Source organism: Enterococcus sp. DIV1682a (assembly GCF_051711005.1).
In the GTDB taxonomy this organism is placed as follows: Bacteria; Bacillota; Bacilli; order Lactobacillales; family Enterococcaceae; genus Enterococcus_B; species Enterococcus_B hirae.
In genome coordinates, this window is record NZ_JBIOLT010000001.1 from 2,868,283 (window position 1) to 2,885,000 (window position 16,718).

The 16,718-nt window shown below is 36.2% G+C and carries 9 protein-coding genes, 9 tRNA genes and 1 rRNA gene (1 of these 19 running past the window's edge); 1 reads left to right on the top strand and 18 read right to left on the bottom strand.

Translation table 11 applies throughout. From position 1 onward, the window contains the following. Positions 1 to 34: 34 nt before the first annotated feature. From IGJ23_RS13095 to IGJ23_RS13105, 3 genes are all read right to left on the bottom strand, one after another. Complete coding sequence (locus IGJ23_RS13095) at positions 35 to 4,747, bottom strand: hypothetical protein (protein ID WP_438775061.1); 4,713 nt, start codon at positions 4,745 to 4,747, stop codon at positions 35 to 37. Positions 4,748 to 4,812: 65 nt separating this feature from the next. After that, a complete protein-coding gene (locus IGJ23_RS13100) occupies positions 4,813 to 5,346 on the bottom strand; it encodes a hypothetical protein (RefSeq protein ID WP_063627676.1) in 534 nt (177 codons plus the stop codon). 122 nt (positions 5,347 to 5,468) lie between these two features. Next, positions 5,469 to 6,890, bottom strand: coding sequence for a helix-turn-helix domain-containing protein (locus IGJ23_RS13105; protein WP_063627677.1), 1,422 nt, complete (start codon positions 6,888 to 6,890; stop codon positions 5,469 to 5,471). A gap of 356 nt (positions 6,891 to 7,246) precedes the next feature. Here IGJ23_RS13105 and IGJ23_RS13110 point away from each other — a divergent pair, with 356 nt between their 5' ends. After that, the gene (locus tag IGJ23_RS13110) at positions 7,247 to 8,695 is read left to right on the top strand and encodes a helix-turn-helix domain-containing protein (protein ID WP_228011925.1); all 1,449 of its coding nucleotides are present in this window, start codon (positions 7,247 to 7,249) and stop codon (positions 8,693 to 8,695) included. A gap of 108 nt (positions 8,696 to 8,803) precedes the next feature. Here IGJ23_RS13110 and gor read toward each other — a convergent pair whose 3' ends face one another. From gor to rrf, 15 genes are all read right to left on the bottom strand, one after another. After that, positions 8,804 to 10,150, bottom strand: a complete 1,347-nt coding sequence (gene gor, locus IGJ23_RS13115) for a glutathione-disulfide reductase (RefSeq protein ID WP_063627678.1) — start codon at positions 10,148 to 10,150, stop codon at positions 8,804 to 8,806. A gap of 171 nt (positions 10,151 to 10,321) precedes the next feature. Next, positions 10,322 to 11,563 (bottom strand): peptidase U32 family protein, encoded by a 1,242-nt coding sequence (locus tag IGJ23_RS13120; protein ID WP_010720714.1) that lies wholly within the window; start codon positions 11,561 to 11,563, stop codon positions 10,322 to 10,324. Positions 11,564 to 11,581: 18 nt separating this feature from the next. Continuing rightward, complete coding sequence (locus IGJ23_RS13125; RefSeq protein ID WP_014834383.1) at positions 11,582 to 12,505, bottom strand: peptidase U32 family protein; 924 nt, start codon at positions 12,503 to 12,505, stop codon at positions 11,582 to 11,584. A 192-nt stretch (positions 12,506 to 12,697) separates the two neighbouring features. Next, positions 12,698 to 15,178, bottom strand: a complete 2,481-nt coding sequence (locus IGJ23_RS13130) for an ATP-dependent Clp protease ATP-binding subunit (RefSeq protein WP_010720716.1) — start codon at positions 15,176 to 15,178, stop codon at positions 12,698 to 12,700. A gap of 6 nt (positions 15,179 to 15,184) precedes the next feature. Continuing rightward, the gene (locus IGJ23_RS13135; protein ID WP_034700167.1) at positions 15,185 to 15,655 is read right to left on the bottom strand and encodes a CtsR family transcriptional regulator; all 471 of its coding nucleotides are present in this window, start codon (positions 15,653 to 15,655) and stop codon (positions 15,185 to 15,187) included. A gap of 130 nt (positions 15,656 to 15,785) precedes the next feature. Beyond that, positions 15,786 to 15,859 (bottom strand) — tRNA-Arg (locus tag IGJ23_RS13140). 59 nt (positions 15,860 to 15,918) lie between these two features. Continuing rightward, positions 15,919 to 15,992, bottom strand: a tRNA-Pro gene (locus IGJ23_RS13145). Between the two features lie 18 nt (positions 15,993 to 16,010). Continuing rightward, a tRNA-Arg gene (locus tag IGJ23_RS13150) sits at positions 16,011 to 16,084 on the bottom strand. 10 nt (positions 16,085 to 16,094) lie between these two features. Next, a tRNA-Leu gene (locus IGJ23_RS13155) sits at positions 16,095 to 16,180 on the bottom strand. Between the two features lie 16 nt (positions 16,181 to 16,196). Further along, a tRNA-Gly gene (locus IGJ23_RS13160) sits at positions 16,197 to 16,268 on the bottom strand. A gap of 10 nt (positions 16,269 to 16,278) precedes the next feature. Further along, positions 16,279 to 16,351: transfer RNA gene (locus tag IGJ23_RS13165), tRNA-Thr, on the bottom strand. A gap of 23 nt (positions 16,352 to 16,374) precedes the next feature. Continuing rightward, positions 16,375 to 16,456: transfer RNA gene (locus IGJ23_RS13170), tRNA-Leu, on the bottom strand. 8 nt (positions 16,457 to 16,464) lie between these two features. Next, positions 16,465 to 16,537 (bottom strand) — tRNA-Lys (locus IGJ23_RS13175). A 3-nt stretch (positions 16,538 to 16,540) separates the two neighbouring features. After that, a tRNA-Val gene (locus IGJ23_RS13180) sits at positions 16,541 to 16,613 on the bottom strand. Positions 16,614 to 16,626: 13 nt separating this feature from the next. After that, positions 16,627 to 16,718: ribosomal RNA gene (rrf, locus tag IGJ23_RS13185) — 5S ribosomal RNA — on the bottom strand (it continues 24 nt past the right edge of the window).

A 16,718-nucleotide genomic window follows, 5' to 3' on the forward strand; every position in this document is an offset into this window, starting at 1 on the left:
TTAATTTGAATATAGCGTTTATGTGATATTATCACTAACGTCCGTAGCCCTCCGAGCGCTGGTGATCATTTTTACTGCTCACTGATGCTCGTCCACTAGATTGTTTTTCATTAGTTGGATTATTCAGCACTCTATTAAGAGAATCACTTAATCTTCGTTGTTTGACATTTTCTGGCTGTTTATTCAAAGTAGAAATGGAAGATATACTCGTCCGAGCTGATTCTTGTTCTTGCGTTTTTTGGCTCGTCTGCGTTTTCTGTTTTTCAGCTGTTTGCTTTTCATTGTCTATCTGAGCCACTCGTGCTACTCGCGTATTAAAGTCAGGGGTAAGAGAGTGGTGCTGTCCTAGTTCTTGCACTTTAGCTGAGCGTTCGGTAAATAACTGTTCACGCTTCTCATTTTCTCGATTAGCTAATCGATTTTGCAGAGGTTTCAATAAGTATTTATCAGCAACCCACACACCTAGCAACGTAAAAAGGGCAGGAACTGCTATAGCTGCTACTGAAGCAATAAGTGTACCAGAAATCGCTGGAAGAGCTGCGGTTAACAGTAAAGGTAAGCCGAAAGTAGCTAACCCAACAAATAGGGCGACTCCAATTAACGTTTTCACTTTATTTCTCCATAAACGTTTGGCGAAACTGGTTGTCGTCATCAATGCCGCATTTTTTACTCGAGTAGCAAACGGCAACCGCTGTCCGTTAGCATCCAATCCTTTTTTCAGTTTTTGGTTTTCTTCTGATGAACGTTTTTCAGAATGGGCAATATCGAATGTTTCTTTTATTTTCTTTCCGATTGGAACAAAGGTTTTAGCGTTAAGATTACTTAATTTTTCCTTACCAAATTTATATGGTCTAGCCACTACTTTACCGACTGGTTTTAAAGGTCGACCAATTGTTCTAGCTGTCGAGCGCACCGATTTTCCGATGGATTTAAATGGTCTAGCAATTGTTTTTGAACCTTTTTCTAGCGCTGCCACTGTCTTAGGAAATCTTTCCTTAGCAAATCGCTGGACTCTCTTGGAAGTACGTGGAATGATTTTAGGTACGGCATTTACTAAACGTTGACCGACATAACTACCAATAATCACGCCTCTTAACCAGTTGACTACAGCGGATCCGTGTAATATTTGTGTGCCAGTAGGCATTAGCGGAAGAGCGCCAGCCATCGCACTAAAAAACGCCATCGGTGCAACCCACAGTACTTGTCTTGCTAAAAACAAATAAAATGAAGGGCGGGTCAGCACCTGATACCATTTCTTTTTAAGATCTTTATAAGTAATTTCTTTTAACTCTTCGGCTTTTCCTATCAATTCTGCCGTATCTTGCTTAACATTTTCAAGTTCCTTAGCTAGCACCTGAGGATCCTTTGGCTGTATCTCTTCTAAAAATTCAGCTAATTTTTTTTCATCGCCAAGAATTGTCTTTAAACCTTCACATAGTGTTTTATTTTTAGTAAGATCGATTTCTATCTTAGATCTTGCTGCTTTAGACTTCTTCGATTGATCAAGGAAAAAATTATTGTACGGTCCATATTTTTTTAATTCTTCATCGTGCTTTATCTTTTGTTCGACAAACGCGACCTGAGATCGTAATCTTTCTACGTATGCTAACTTTAGATCCTCAACCGAAACTGATTTTTTCACACTATCTGTTTCATCTAATGTACTGTTGACGTTTTCCGGCATAGAAGTTTGGTTCATGTCACCTTCTGATACTGAACGTAAATCTGAAGAATCCTTTGGTAGTGGAACTTGATTTGTAAAATTATTTATTTCTGAATCGCTATTGGGTGTAGACGGTTGGTCTAAGGAATCTCCTGGTGTTAAAACTTGGTTTGTAAAACTGCTTAATTCTGGAAATTTATTGAGTTCAGCAGTTTGATTTGTAATTTCCTTTGATAAACTAACTTTACCATTAACATAACGCAATTTAACTCTTGGTATAAGAATTCGGTCAAATTGGTCAAAACTGTGACTTGGTATAGACTGTTCCGTCATTACTCCGGGAGCCGAATTTCTACGAACTAACTTGTCATGATTCTTTAAATCTTGAGTTGTAGATAATGATGATAGTACACGTTCTGAATTGGTTAAATTCCGTAACTTTCCAATGTAACGCAATGGAATATCATTTTCAAACCTTTGAAATTTGTCAAATTGTGTATCATCAAATGGTTTTTTCTCTGGATCTAACTCAAAATCTGATAATTTTAAATGCCGTTCATGAAGACTGTCATCATACATGGGTGAAGATGTTTCTCGATCTTCTGAACGTAATGGAGATTCAGATGGCATAGTGAGTTCTGGTGCACTGTTTCGGCGACCTTTATCTGTTTGTTCTCTATGTACTTCATGTAATGTGTGACTAACTGATCTAGATCTTGCTATTCTATTTGGTCTACGCTCCTCTTGTTGGCTAAGTCCATGAATAAAATTTGCTTTAGGACCTTTCCGGAGCACGAGGGAGTCTTTTTCTTCTATATTATTAAATTTATGGATTAGATTTTTCACATGGCCAGGGACAGGGACAGGGACAGGGACAGGTCTATCATTTGCCGAATCCTTTTCTGATACACTATTTGCGAGACTATTAGTAGCTTGAATTTCAGGCTTAGCTTGCTTTCGCAAATCGTCTTCTGATCGATTGAAAGAATTATTCGTTTGCTGCTTGTTTCCTTGTGGTAGATTACTTCCATTTTTATTAGGTGTTTTTACTGATACTGTTTGGTCGGGTTTTGACTCTCCATTCTTTTCAAACGTCGAAACTATTTCTGATACATTACTTAGGCGATTGATAGATTTAGTTTCAGGTTTTGCTTGATCTCGCAAAACGACTTCTGATTCATCGAGAGAATGATTCGTTTGTTGCTCGTTCTCTTTTGATAGATTACTATTACTTAGGCGATTGATAGGTTCAGGTTTTACTTGATCTCGCAAATCGTCTTCTGATCGATTGAAAGAATGATTCGTTTGCTGCTTATTTCCGTTTGGGTTAGACACTTCTTGTTGGTCTTGTTGGCTAAGTCCTTGATTGAATTTTATTCTAGGACCTTTCTGAAGCTCGTGAGAGTCTTTTTTTTCGCTATTAAATTTATCGATTAGCCCTCGCACATCGCCACTGTAAGGTCTAGCATTTGCCGAATCCTTTTCTGATACACCATTTGGGAGACTATTAGTAGCTTGAATTTCAGGCTTAGCTTGCTTTCGCAAACCAACTTCTGATTCATCGAGAGAATGATTCGTTTGCTGCTTATTTCCGTTTGGGTTAGACACTTCTTGTTGGTCTTGTTGGCTATGTCCTTGATTGAATTTTATTCTAGGACCTTTCTGAAGCTCGTGAGAGTCTTTTTTTTCGCTATTAAATTTATCGATTAGCCCTCGCACATCGCCACTGTAAGGTCTAGCATTTGCCGAATCCTTTTCTGATGCACCATTTGGGAGACTATTAGTAGCTTGAATTTCAGGCTTAGCTTGTTTTCGCAAAACGACTTCTGATTCATCGAGAGAATGATTCGTTTGCTGCTCGTTCTCTTTTGATAGATTACTATTACTTAGGCGATTGATAGATTTAGGTTCAGGTTCAGGTTTTACTTGATCTCGCAAATCGTCTTCTGATCGATTGAAAGAATTATTCGTTTGCTGCTTGTTTCCTTTTGATAGATTACTTCCATTTTTATTAGGTGTTTTTACTGATACTGTTTGGTCGGGTTTTGACTCTCCATTCTTTTCAAACGCTGCAACCCTTTCTGATACATTCATTTGGTCTTGATTTTGTTCTAATACACTCCCCCTATCCTGTCTTTTTTTCCTCCTTATAGTGGCTGTCTCTACGAGAACTTTTTTCGCCTTGTCTTTTCTGTTCTCTACTTCCTCCCTCGTAATATCAACTGCAGTAGCTTTTGCATACCTCTCTTCCAAAGTATCCGTTTTTATTATTTCAAAATTCTCAGTTCTCATGAATTCTTTAACAAGCTTCTTAATTTTATCAACAATCTTAGCGTCTGTTATTGTTTGATCTGTTATTGTTTGGTCTCTTACCTTATCTGACGCATTTGGCGGATCTAGCGTATTTGACGTATTTGACATCTCTTGCATCATTTTTTTATTTTTCTGACTAACATTATTTAATTCATTTAATTTTTTGTTACAATCTGCTACTTCGTTTCGTTTGTGCTGCTTAAGCCCAGTAAGTTTTTGTTTCGATTGACTGATCTCACTAGCTAATATTTCGGCCAGATCTTTATTCTCAAAGTACTTCGTTTTTTCATCTTTTGCGATGGCTCCAAGATAATCATTACTTTCATGACTATTATTAGATAAAAAAACGTCCTTTGTTTCTAATTCTTCTATTGTGGCCTTATCCCTTTCATGCTTTACGATCTTCGTTTCTTGTTCCTTTTCTAATACATTAATTTTTTGTTGAAGTTGCTCCCCGCTGATTTTTCCCTCGGCGTGTTCGATTCTTGCTTCATACTCAGTTTTTTCACTTTGTAATTCAAACACTTTACGATCCCCAGCCATCCGTCGAAGTACTTCAAATTTAAAGTCATCTAACATATCTTGCACTTTTAAAAGTGCAGTCTTTTCTCCATGATTCTCTTGGATTGACTTTTCACAAAGAGTAAAGACATTTTCTTTTTTGACAGAAAACGACGATGCTTCTTTGATAAACTCGGACTTTAAATTAGATTTATTTTGCCATTCACCGGTTTCATTCTCCAATATATTCTTTCTTACCAAGTAGTTCATTCCTCCTTCATCCTTCTTGGATCATTCTACTAGATCTATACTAATTGCGTAATAGCGCAATTTGATTAAAGCTGATGTGCAATTGCACTATGACCGTTGTTTATTTGGAAACCACTTGTTAGACTATTTTTAGTATTTATACTGGTTCTTACTGCTCCCGTAGTGACATCTTTCATACTCTTTTTGTCATCTACTTGTTTAATTGGTACTGGTACTCTCTCAGGATTTTGTTGTTGCGCTACTACCCAAATTGGTTGTAATTTTGGAACTTGTTTATCAATTGGTTGTAATTCTGGAACTTGTTCATCTTTAAGTAATGGGACCTTATCTGTTTCTTGGCTTAGGTCTTGTTTTTCTTTGGCCAATGCCTTTCTTGCTTGCCGTTCATCCCATTTGTTCTTAAGAACTTTATATCCTTCTCGAAGTTTAACCCCAGTCCATTTTGCTCCGTTCCAAAGCTTAGCTCCAGTCCACTTCGCTACTTCCCAAATAACCTTTGAGATTTCCCAAGTCCATTTTAATAATTTCACAGTCAAAAATCCCAAGCCCCCAAATAGACAACATAAAAGAAACAACATACTACGATCTTCAGAATCCATCACTTTTTCCTCCTTTAAATTTTTTTATTTTTTTGTTTATTTTAATCATACCTGACTTTCTTGCTAGCTCTATCCTATTTTTTCCAAAAAATAAAAAAAGATGGCACTCGTAAAAGTTGTCCTTAGGAAGAATATAAACACGCCTCAAAATTCGACCAAAAAATTGGCGTTGGCACTTTTGAAATTTTTAAAATATCCGCATTGATTCGTTCAAAATTCAGGGAGAGATCTGTTAGTATCAAGTCATATTGATTCAACACCTGGTAATCAATTGAAAAGACATCTTGTTCATAAATATCAATCTGCTTAAAAAAAGGATACTTGTTTAAAATAATATTTTTATAAAGTAAAGCGACACCAATTTCCTGTGTACTTAAAACCAAAATTGACTTTTCTTTCACTTGTGGTTCGATCATATGTACTAATTGATTGGAAGAAATAAGTAATTCCAAAAATAAGTCTTTATGTAATAATTCACTTTTTTCAATAAAGCTCAGTTCTGCAACTTCTAGCGAATGATGATACGCTTGCCAAATCTTAGGATTGTTTTGCATCACTTTTTGATAAAATATATCCGCATAACTGACTTTAAAGATCATTAATTCTTTATAAAAATTGATAAAGTCAGATAAGTAGTCGATTGTCCTTTTACTGATCGATCCTTCAATATTAAGTAAATAATAAAAATGAGTAAGAAAAGTTTCAATTTTCTTAGGCATGATTGTCTGGCGATTAGTATCTGTTGTAAAGAGCAAACCGAAATAGGAACTTAAGACATTTGCTACATTATTTCTAGTTACATTAAACTTATATTTTTGACTCATCAACGTTGTAAAGACCGTATCTTTTTGAATTACTGTTAAAAGCTCAGTGACAACCATTTCTTTATTCTCCAACTCATCTTCCGGTACAAAGTGTTTGTGACCTATACGAATGATCGAAAGAAAAATGTAATACACCGAATAAATAATTTTAGGAGCACTAGCCGTTTTATTTTGTGCTTTGAGACACCTACGTATTAATTGATAGATAGAATCAAAATAAGCAAACTCTTGTATTCGATACATCTCTTTAAACATACATGCAAATAAACGTCTAATTTCCGTTTCATTGCCAACTACCATTAATTTTGCTTGTAAATCGATCTGAATATTTATGGTCTCTGTATAAAAATAATTGTTTATTTTTGACACAATCCTGCGAATACTTGTTTTACTCAAAAATAAAGATTGAGAAATTTCAGTTAGTGTTGGTTCGTATATGACTATGTATTTTAGTATTTTGACATTAATTGAATTATTCAGTATTTTAACAAAAATATCATCTAAATTGACATTGTTCGGTATCGTCAAACTCACTTCTTTGTGATTATTTACCTCAATATGAACAGGAAAATAGGAATCATTGAAGTGTTCAATATCAGCAATTAGTGTTTTATCGGTAATTGTCAGCTTCCTTGCTAGTTTGTTAAGATTGGAAGACCTAGTATTTAACAAATAAAGTAAGGTAACTTGCCTTTCTAATTGCTTTTCAAGTAACCCCATAAGTACAAAACTCCCTTCTATTAAACATCATGTAAGAGTATCGTACAGTCAATTCCTTTAATTTCCCGTATGTTTTTTTCTAGTTTTAGAAATTTAAGTTCTCAAAAATATTTGAATTGTGTTAAAATATAAAATTTAAAAATCCAATCATATAGAATATATCTATTCCATTTTTTAAATAACAATAACTAAATACAATAATAACCAATGTAACAAATAACCATGAACGATTTACTATAAAGTTAATAAAAAACAAGTATAGAAATTTATAAAAAAAACACTAACATAACAAAAATATATGATAAAATAATTTATATACCATAAGAGAAAGGTGGGAGGAAGCGATTTCTAAGATTTTGAAATCCAAAATGATGATGAAAGAACTTAATATACTGGAAAAAACTTCAGAAAGGCAAGTCAAGTTAGCATTACTTCTGGGTATGTCATCAATTGAGTGCAACACGCTAACAAAGCAATTAAATGTGACAAAAAAAACATTATTAAGTGACATTGTTTTTTTTAACCACACCTATTCACCTGTTGTCGTTAAAATTGATCAGTATCAAATCATAACATTAAAAATGCCTAATGATATGAATCTGGAAGACTTAATCAAAAAAATACTAAATCATTCTACGAACGTTCAAATCTTAAAAACTATTTTTATCAATGAACCTGTTTTGTCAAAACTCGCTGAAACATTATTTTTAAGTGAAACCAGTATTCGGCGAATTATTTTTAAAATCAATGAATATTTTTCTGAAAGAAACTGGCCAATCATGATTAAAGTTGCTTCTCAGTTACAAATTACAGGTGACGAAAGTTTTATACGGCATTTTTTTTGTAGCATGTTTCGTGAAATTTATACCCCGCAGCAACTACCACATTTTGACTATATATTTGACTTGTTACAACGTTATCATAATAAAAACCATACGTTTTCTTCAGTAAGTACATATAAGTTAATTTTAAATAGTTACTATTTTTATACGTCCATTATTCGTATCGGACAACGACACATAATTGATTACCCTTTAAAAAAAGAAACCGAAAGTGAACGATTATTTTTTGACTTATTGACAAAAAGTACCGTTCTTTGTTCGATCATTGAAAAGAAATATAATTTTAGTATTACAAAGTCAAATGTCCATAACCTATTAAGTTCATATAGTCATTTATATTTTTTTAATTCAAAAAATGATGAATTAATGGAGCAAAAGAAATTACAAAATTTAGTTCATAGTTTTTATCATTATATGGGCATAGATATTACCTTATCTCCTAATGACATACAAAGACTAAATGACTTTATCCATTTTAATGAACGATTGCAATCCTTTAAGACGACATACATAGATCTTTTGTCACAAACATTTATCAAAGAATCAGAAAAACTATTATCAGCTTATGAAAAGTCAATCGAACAAGCCGGTTTGACTGAAATCAAAGAAAACCAATTGCTTTATGAAGAATTATTTTTAGAACTGATTACATTATCTCCACAATTATTATCAACACTCCTTCCTTATAAAAAACATTTATCCATCGTCATTGTTTCTTATCAGGAAGAACGGATTTTGTCTTTCTATAAACAACTGCTGTTAAAAAAATTTCCGTCGTTATATAAAATTGATATGTATCAAGAAAATATTTTCTCTGTTGATTATGTGAAAATCAATCAATATGACCTAATTTTAACTGATATCGAGCTAAATCAAACGAAGATCTCGACTAATATGTTAAAAATATCAAAAATTCCCACTTCTGCTTTTTGGAGCAACCTAAAAGAACTTCTTTATGCGTAAGGGAGTTACATCATTGCTCATTTAACATCGGTATCACAGCATAAAAATATAGTGCGACCTGAAGTTAGTCTAAAAACTAACTTTGGACTCGCACTATAGTTATACTTTCTATCGCATAGTAACAAACTCTTCTGCACCAGTTGGATGGATAGCGACCGTATCATCAAAATCTGCTTTTGTCGCGCCCATTTTAATTGCAACAGCAAAACCTTGTAACATTTCATCGACACCAATACCAATTGCATGTAAGCCAATGATTTTTTCTTCTTCTCCTACGCAAATCAATTTCATCTCACATTTTTGACGATAGTCATTCAATGCAAAATACATAGGTGTAAATCGTGAACGATAAACTTTGATCTGATCACTTCCATAGGTAGCCAATGCTTCATCTTCTGTTACACCGATCGTTGCAATCGGTGGATGGGTAAATACAACAGTCGGTACTAAGTGATAGTCTAGATAAGAATTTTCTTTCCCATTGAATAGCCGTTCAGATAAACGGCGACCTGCAGCAATTGCCACTGGTGTCAAATCAATTTTACCGATCACATCTCCCACCGCAAAAATATGTGGATCTGTGGTATTTTGATATTTATCAACTTTTATAAAACCACGTTCATCTAATTTTACTTGGGTATTTTCTAATCCTAATTGATCGGTATTAGGCACTCGACCACCTGCAAACAATACACAATCACCAGAGAGTCGTTCACCATTTTCAAATACAACTGTATACTCATTGTCGTTTTTGATGATTTCTTTAGCTATATGTCCAGCGTAAGTTTTGATCCCAGCTTCTTGATACATCTCAACTAAGTTATCAGATAGCATTTTATCAAAAGTTCGTAATGGACGTTCTTTTCGATACGCCCACATTACCTCACTACCTAGCCCGTGTAAAACACCAGAAAGTTCTGCGGCAATATAACCTGCTCCTAAAACAATTGTCCGTTTTGGCAATTCTGTCATCTCAAAGAAGCCATTTGAATCAATTGCATATTCGCCACCAGGGATCGTCATTTTGCTAGGCTTACCACCAGTTGCAATCAGAATTTTTGTTGCTTGATAGGTTTCCCCATTTACTTCCACGGTTTGACTGTCTATAAAGGTAGCATATCCTTTAATTGCATCCACTTGATTACTATCCAAGCCACGTTGATACGCACCATGTAAAAAGTCAATATATTTCTCACGCTTTTCAACTAACTCTTTAAAATCTACTTTTTTTACATCTGCTTGGATCCCATAACTTGAAGCATCTCGTTCCATTGTTTCTAGGATCGTGCTGGCTTGCCACATTACCTTTTTGGGTACACAACCAACATTCACACAAGTCCCACCAAGTTCATTTCCTTCAATTAATAAAACTTTTGCACCGTGCATTCCGGCACGATTCGCAGAGGCGATCCCTCCAGAACCACCACCGACAACTATATAATCATACGTTTTCATGCTATGCCTCCTAATTTAAGAAGATGCTTGCTTTTCTTCTTACTTTGGATAAATTTTCAAGAAAAATATCTTCTCTACTCTTTTTATCCTTACAAAAAATAAGTTTAACACGTTTAAACAGATAATATAACTTTGATGCTTTATTTTTATTCGATTGATTAGCGTATGCTTTTATTTTCTTTTCCGAATCATATCTCCTGGTTTTACAGGTTGTGTCACTGGCATAGTTAAAATCATCATCGGATTTGGTGCCCGATCAATGGATTCATCTTCTTCATTGTACATTACCTCAACCGTTTGGCTAAAATGAGTGAATCCTGGACCATAAAATTCGATCTCATCTCCCACAGAAAATAGATTTCGTTGACGGATCGTTGCAATTTTGGTTTTTTCATCATAAGACATTACTTCACCTACAAATTTATAAACAGGGATCTTACGACGTTCCCCAAATAATTGTTCATTTTCTGTTGGTGTATTGTAATAAAATCCTGTAGCAAGTTCCCGTTGTGCCACTTTCCATAACTCATCAATCCACTCTTGCTTGCAGACATAATTCTCAGGGTCTTCCATATAACTGTCGACCGCAGCTTTATAAACATTAGAAACTGTAGAGACATAGTGGATTGATTTCATTCTTCCTTCAATCTTAAAGCTATCTACCCCATTTTCAATCAATTCCGGGATATGCTCGATCATCGACATATCTACTGCACTCATTGAAAATTCTTCTTCTATTTCGCCGTTTTCTGTCAGATGATTTCTTTCTTGGCCAAAAGGCATATCAAATAATCCATATTTCCAACGACAAGATTGTGAACAGCCCCCACGATTAGCATCACGCATTGACATGTGATTAGATAAGGTACAACGGCCAGAATAAGAAATACACATCGCACCATGGATAAAGGCTTCAATTTCCACATCCGTATTTTTACGAATCTCAGCCACTTCTTCCATAGAAACTTCACGAGCTAAAACGACACGCTCTAATCCTTCTTCTTTCCAAAATTCAAGAGTTTCAAAGTTAGTGGCAGATGCTTGTGTCGATAAATGGATCGGTAAGCCCGGTGCTTCTGTCGCACATATTTCAATCAGCGCTGGATCTGAAACAATTACGGCAGAAATTCCGACATCACGTAATTGACGGAAAAATTCTCCAGCACCTTCTTCATTTCCTTCATGTGTCACCATATTTGCAGCAACATATACTTTTGCGTTATGTGCTTTTGCAAAAGCTACGCCTTCAGCCATCTCTTCATAGGTAAAGTTACCTGCGCGACTTCTTAGACCATAAGCATTTCCGCCAATATAGACTGCATCTGCGCCATAATGAATCGCTGTCTTTAATTTTTCAAGTGTCCCAGCTGGAGCTAAGACTTCGGGTCGTTTCAATTTTCTTTTTGTTGTCATTTTTTCTCGTCATACTCCTTACTTGATGGCTTCAGGATCAATATAGAAGAAGCCAGTATCTAATTCACGATTTTGAGGATGTAATTCACTTATCTTTTTGCTTAATATTTCAGCACTTTCTTCATTCCAAGTACCTGCAAGGATTTGTTCTTTCGCTTCCACAAATGCTTTGGTAATTTTTACAAAATTTTCTCCTGGGGTAAATAAACCATCAAGTTTCCATGTACGGAACTGATGTTGATACAATAACCCTAATTCTTTTGACAGGTTGATGTCATTGCTGGCAAAAATATGGGTCCCATGAGTGTCTTCATAGATGGAATAATGTGTGTCGTCTTTCTTAGGTTCTGAAATAAACAATCCCCGATCACGATCTACTCGCTCTTCTTGTTTGGTAAAATGATAATAATTTTGCAATAAAGGACGTTTTGATTGATGAATGCAAGTAGCACCATACACTAGAATTTCTACAGGAACATTTAGTTTTTCTTCCATCGCTTTCATTTCTTCAAAAGGAACTTCTCTAGCCAAAACGGCTCCAACAGCTCCTCTTTTCGCCCAAAAATTGATTTGTCTAGCACTAGTAACTAACGTTTCTGCATCAAAAATGTAGGGAATACGCCATTCTGGATGTTTCTTCATGGTGTATATGATACCTGTATCACCTACTGTCAGTTGATCTACCCCAATTTCTTTCAGGAATTGTAGATATTCAGGTACTTTTTTCATTTTTTCAGGATGAATAATCCCATTCATCGCAATATTTACTTTTTTACCATATGTGTGCGCCAATTCAACTAATTGACGTTGTTCTTCTCTTGTAAACGACGCAGGTAATCGCAAACCAAATAGTTCCTCGCCAAAATACAAAGTATCTGTTCCTGCTTCAAGTAATTCTTTTGCTTGTTCAAAAGTTTCTACCGTAGTTATGATTTCGATCATCATTTCCTCCTCCTACAACTCCATAATAGTAGCATAGCTTAAAAAAGTTGCCAACACTTCTTACATTTATTGGTGGATTTTTGAATTTAAATTCACAAGAAAAAAAGTAAAAAAAATAAAAAAGTGAGAGCCTTTTGCCCATAACCTTCAATCGTTATGTGGAACAAAATTCTCTCACTTCTTTTTTAACTCCTATGATTCAACTACATACTTTTTTGGAAGACGTACATTCAAAGTGATTTTTCCTTTGGAGGCTCCCACTGTCACTTGATCGCCTAAATGGATTTCTCCACCTAATAATGCTTCACTTAAGCGATCTTCTATTTCTTTTTGCAACGCTCTTCGTATTGGACGAGCGCCATATTCAGGATCAAAACCAGCTTTTCCGATCACATCTATTGCTGCCGGAGTAATCTTCACTTGGATATCCTGTTCTTTCAAACGTTTGACGATTGCTCGACTCATAATTTGAACAATGGAGTGGATTTCATCCTTGCTTAATGAATGGAAGACAACTGTTTCATCTATCCGGTTCAAGAACTCTGGACGGAATGTTTTCTTTAATTCTTCTAAAATACGCTTTTGCATGGCTTTATGATCTTTGGTAATGTCTTGGACATTGAAGCCAACGTTTTTTTCTTCTCGAATTTGGGTTGCACCAATATTGGAAGTCATAATCATGATCGTATTTCTAAAATCAACTTTCCGACCTTTAGAGTCTGTTAAATGGCCATCGTCTAGTACTTGTAATAACAGATTAAATACATCTGGATGGGCTTTTTCTACTTCATCTAATAAGATGACAGAGTAGGGCTTTTGTCGAATTTTTTCTGTTAATTGTCCACCTTCATCATACCCAACATAGCCCGGAGGTGACCCAATCAACCGACTCGTGCTGTATTTTTCCATAAATTCAGACATATCAACCCGAATCAAGGAATTCTCGTCCCCAAACATCACTTCCGATAAAGCTTTGGCAAGTTCCGTTTTACCAACTCCTGTAGGTCCTAAGAACATAAAGGAGCCAATTGGTCGATTTGGATCTTTTAACCCACTGCGAGCCCGACGAATTGCTCTTGATACTGCTTTGACTGCTTCATCTTGTCCAACAACACGTTCATGTAAAAGTGCTTCTAATTCCAATAAACGCTGACTTTCTTTCTTTTCCAGTTGTTGTAATGGAACACCTGTCCATTCAGAAACGACTGTGGCTACATCTTCTTCAGTCACACGATCAGCATAACCATTTTCCTGCTTTTCTTCTAGTATCAATAGTTTTACTAATTTTTTGTGTAATGCTTTTTCTTGTCTTCGCAATTGTGCTGCTATTTCAAAGTCTTGTTTTTGGATTGCTCGTTCTTTTTCTTTGACTAATTGTTCGATTTCCAACTTAATTACTGTAGATTCCGAAAGATCATCTGTTTGATCTAAGCGTACCTTAGCAGCTGACTCATCAATCAAATCGATTGCTTTGTCAGGTAATTGACGAGAAGTGATATAGCGTACAGAAAGATGAACCGCAGCTCTTATCGCATCATCAGTGATTTCTACACCATGATGCTCTTCATATCTTGAACGAAGACCACGTAAAATCTCTTCTGCTTCTTCAGGTGTCGGTTCATCTACTTGAATTCGAGCAAAGCGTCGTTCAAGGGCAGAATCTTTTTCAATATACTTTTGATATTCATCTAACGTTGTAGCACCAATTGTCTGTAATTCTCCACGAGCTAAAGCAGGTTTCAAAATATTAGATGCATCAATTGCCCCTTCTGCACCACCGGCACCGATCAAGGTATGCAACTCATCAATAAATAAAATGACTTGACCGTCGTTATAGATTTCGTCAATCACCTTTTTCATACGGTCTTCAAATTCTCCACGGTATTTTGTTCCCGCTACTAAAGACCCCATGTCTAACATCATCAAGCGTTTTTCTTGCATCTCTTCAGGAACTTCACCCATCACGATTTTTTGGGCTAAACCTTCAGCAATCGCTGTCTTACCAACACCAGGTTCCCCTACTAATACAGGATTGTTTTTAGTTCGGCGACTAAGTATTTGAATCAAGCGTTTTACTTCTCTTGAACGCCCAACAACTGGGTCAAGTTTTCCGTCTCTCGCTAACTTCGTCAAATCTCTTGCTAAAGAATCTAACGTTGGAGTACCTTTTACCATTTGACGCTTTTCTTGTGGGTTTTTACGACGGATACTATTATTACGACTATCATTTTTTATGCCCATTTTTTGTTTCAAAGATTGTCGGACTTTCGTTAAACTGATTCCCAAATTGATCATCATCCGAGTAGCCATGATACTTTCATCTCTTAGCATACTCAACAAGATATGTTCCGTTCCCACTTTTTGAGCACCCATTTTTCTTACTTCACTATTTGCCAATGCAAAAATTTGTTTCATGCGTGGCGAATAAGGTAAAAAGGTTCCTTGAGGATATGAAGTCATTGTACCGTAGCCAATCAAATGCTCAATCTCTTCGTAGATGTCTGTTTCAGTTAATCCAACTTCACGTAGTACTTTCCCAGCAATTCCATTCGGTTCAATAACCAATGACAACAAAATATGCTCAGAACTAACAGACTGATGCTTAAACTTTTTTGCTTCATCTTGTGCAATTTCTAATACTAATTGTGCTCTTTGCGTAAAAAGTTCTTCCATTCATCTTCACTTCCCATCTTCATAGCTTAATCGTTCAAGAAATGCTCGAAGAATTCGAGCACGAACATAATCTTCTAGCCCACCATCTACATTCAGTGTATTTTTGGCAATTGCGCTCAGCATTAAATTGCCTTCTTTTTTAGTAACAATTTGATCCTCATATAATTTTTGGATGATTGCAAAAGCATTTTTTTCACTAATCGTTTCATTGAATAGCTGATTCACTTGTTCCAACATATGCCTTTTATCAGAAATTCTTACTTTGGCAATCCGTATGTAGCCACCACCGCCACGTTTACTCTCAACCAAATAACCTCGCTGAATCGTAAAACGAGTATTAATCACATAATTAATTTGAGAAGGTACACAATTAAAGAGGTCGGCCAGTTCAATCCTGCGAATCTCAATCATTTCATTCTTTTCTAAAAACTTTTTTATATATGATTCAATTAAATCCGAGGTATTCTGATGCGCCATCTTACTCATTCCTTTGACTAATATTGACCTTAATTATAGCGAATTTAATATCAGAAAGAAAGAAGAAAGACTTTTCCCTTAGAAATCATTAAAAATATAAAAAAATACGGAATGCAGGATTCCGTATTAACGCGCCCAAGAGGAGTCGAACCCCTAACCTTTTGATCCGTAGTCAAACACTCTATCCAGTTGAGCTATGGGCGCATATTCAGTTCATTTAAATTATAAAATACATTTCTAGAAAAATCAATAAAAATAAAAAATCGGGAAGACAGGATTCGAACCTGCGACCCCTTGGTCCCAAACCAAGTGCTCTACCAAGCTGAGCTACTTCCCGAAAATATAAAAAAGACTACGCGCCCAAGAGGAGTCGAACCCCTAACCTTTTGATCCGTAGTCAAACACTCTATCCAGTTGAGCTATGGGCGCATATTTGTAATGCCGAGGACCGGAATCGAACCGGTACGGTGATCACTCACCGCAGGATTTTAAGTCCTGTGCGTCTGCCAGTTCCGCCACCCCGGCGTTGTTACTTTGGCAAAGCGGAAAACGGGGTTCGAACCCGCGACCCCCACCTTGGCAAGGTGGTGCTCTACCACTGAGCTATTTCCGCGTGTTTATGATGCCGGCTAAAGGACTTGAACCCTCGACCCTCTGATTACAAATCAGATGCTCTACCAACTGAGCTAAGCCGGCATGTCACTAAAAAAATCATATTATGCGGGTGAAGGGACTTGAACCCCCACGCCGTAAGGCGCTAGATCCTAAATCTAGTGCGTCTGCCAATTCCGCCACACCCGCAAAAAATATGAGCCGTACAGGGCTCGAACCTGTGACCCTCTGATTAAAAGTCAGATGCTCTACCAACTGAGCTAACGGCTCATATGGAGGTTAACGGGATCGAACCGCTGACCCTCTGCTTGTAAGGCAGATGCTCTCCCAGCTGAGCTAAACCTCCATGGATAACTTAAGCGTGGCGACGTCCTACTCTCACAAGGGGCAACCCCTCACTACAATCGGCGCTAAGAAGCTTAACTTCTGTGTTCGGCATGGTTACAGGTGT

Bases quoted from the DNA above. Each gene is read 5' to 3' on its own strand.
- IGJ23_RS13095 (WP_438775061.1), bottom strand. From the start codon at position 4,747: ATGAACTACTTGGTAAGAAAGAATATATTGGAGAATGAAACCGGTGAA.
- IGJ23_RS13100 (WP_063627676.1), bottom strand. From the start codon at position 5,346: ATGGATTCTGAAGATCGTAGTATGTTGTTTCTTTTATGTTGTCTATTT.
- IGJ23_RS13105 (WP_063627677.1), bottom strand. From the start codon at position 6,890: ATGGGGTTACTTGAAAAGCAATTAGAAAGGCAAGTTACCTTACTTTAT.
- gor (WP_063627678.1), bottom strand. From the start codon at position 10,150: ATGAAAACGTATGATTATATAGTTGTCGGTGGTGGTTCTGGAGGGATC.
- IGJ23_RS13120 (WP_010720714.1), bottom strand. From the start codon at position 11,563: ATGACAACAAAAAGAAAATTGAAACGACCCGAAGTCTTAGCTCCAGCT.
- IGJ23_RS13125 (WP_014834383.1), bottom strand. From the start codon at position 12,505: ATGATCGAAATCATAACTACGGTAGAAACTTTTGAACAAGCAAAAGAA.
- IGJ23_RS13130 (WP_010720716.1), bottom strand. From the start codon at position 15,178: ATGGAAGAACTTTTTACGCAAAGAGCACAATTAGTATTAGAAATTGCA.
- IGJ23_RS13135 (WP_034700167.1), bottom strand. From the start codon at position 15,655: ATGGCGCATCAGAATACCTCGGATTTAATTGAATCATATATAAAAAAG.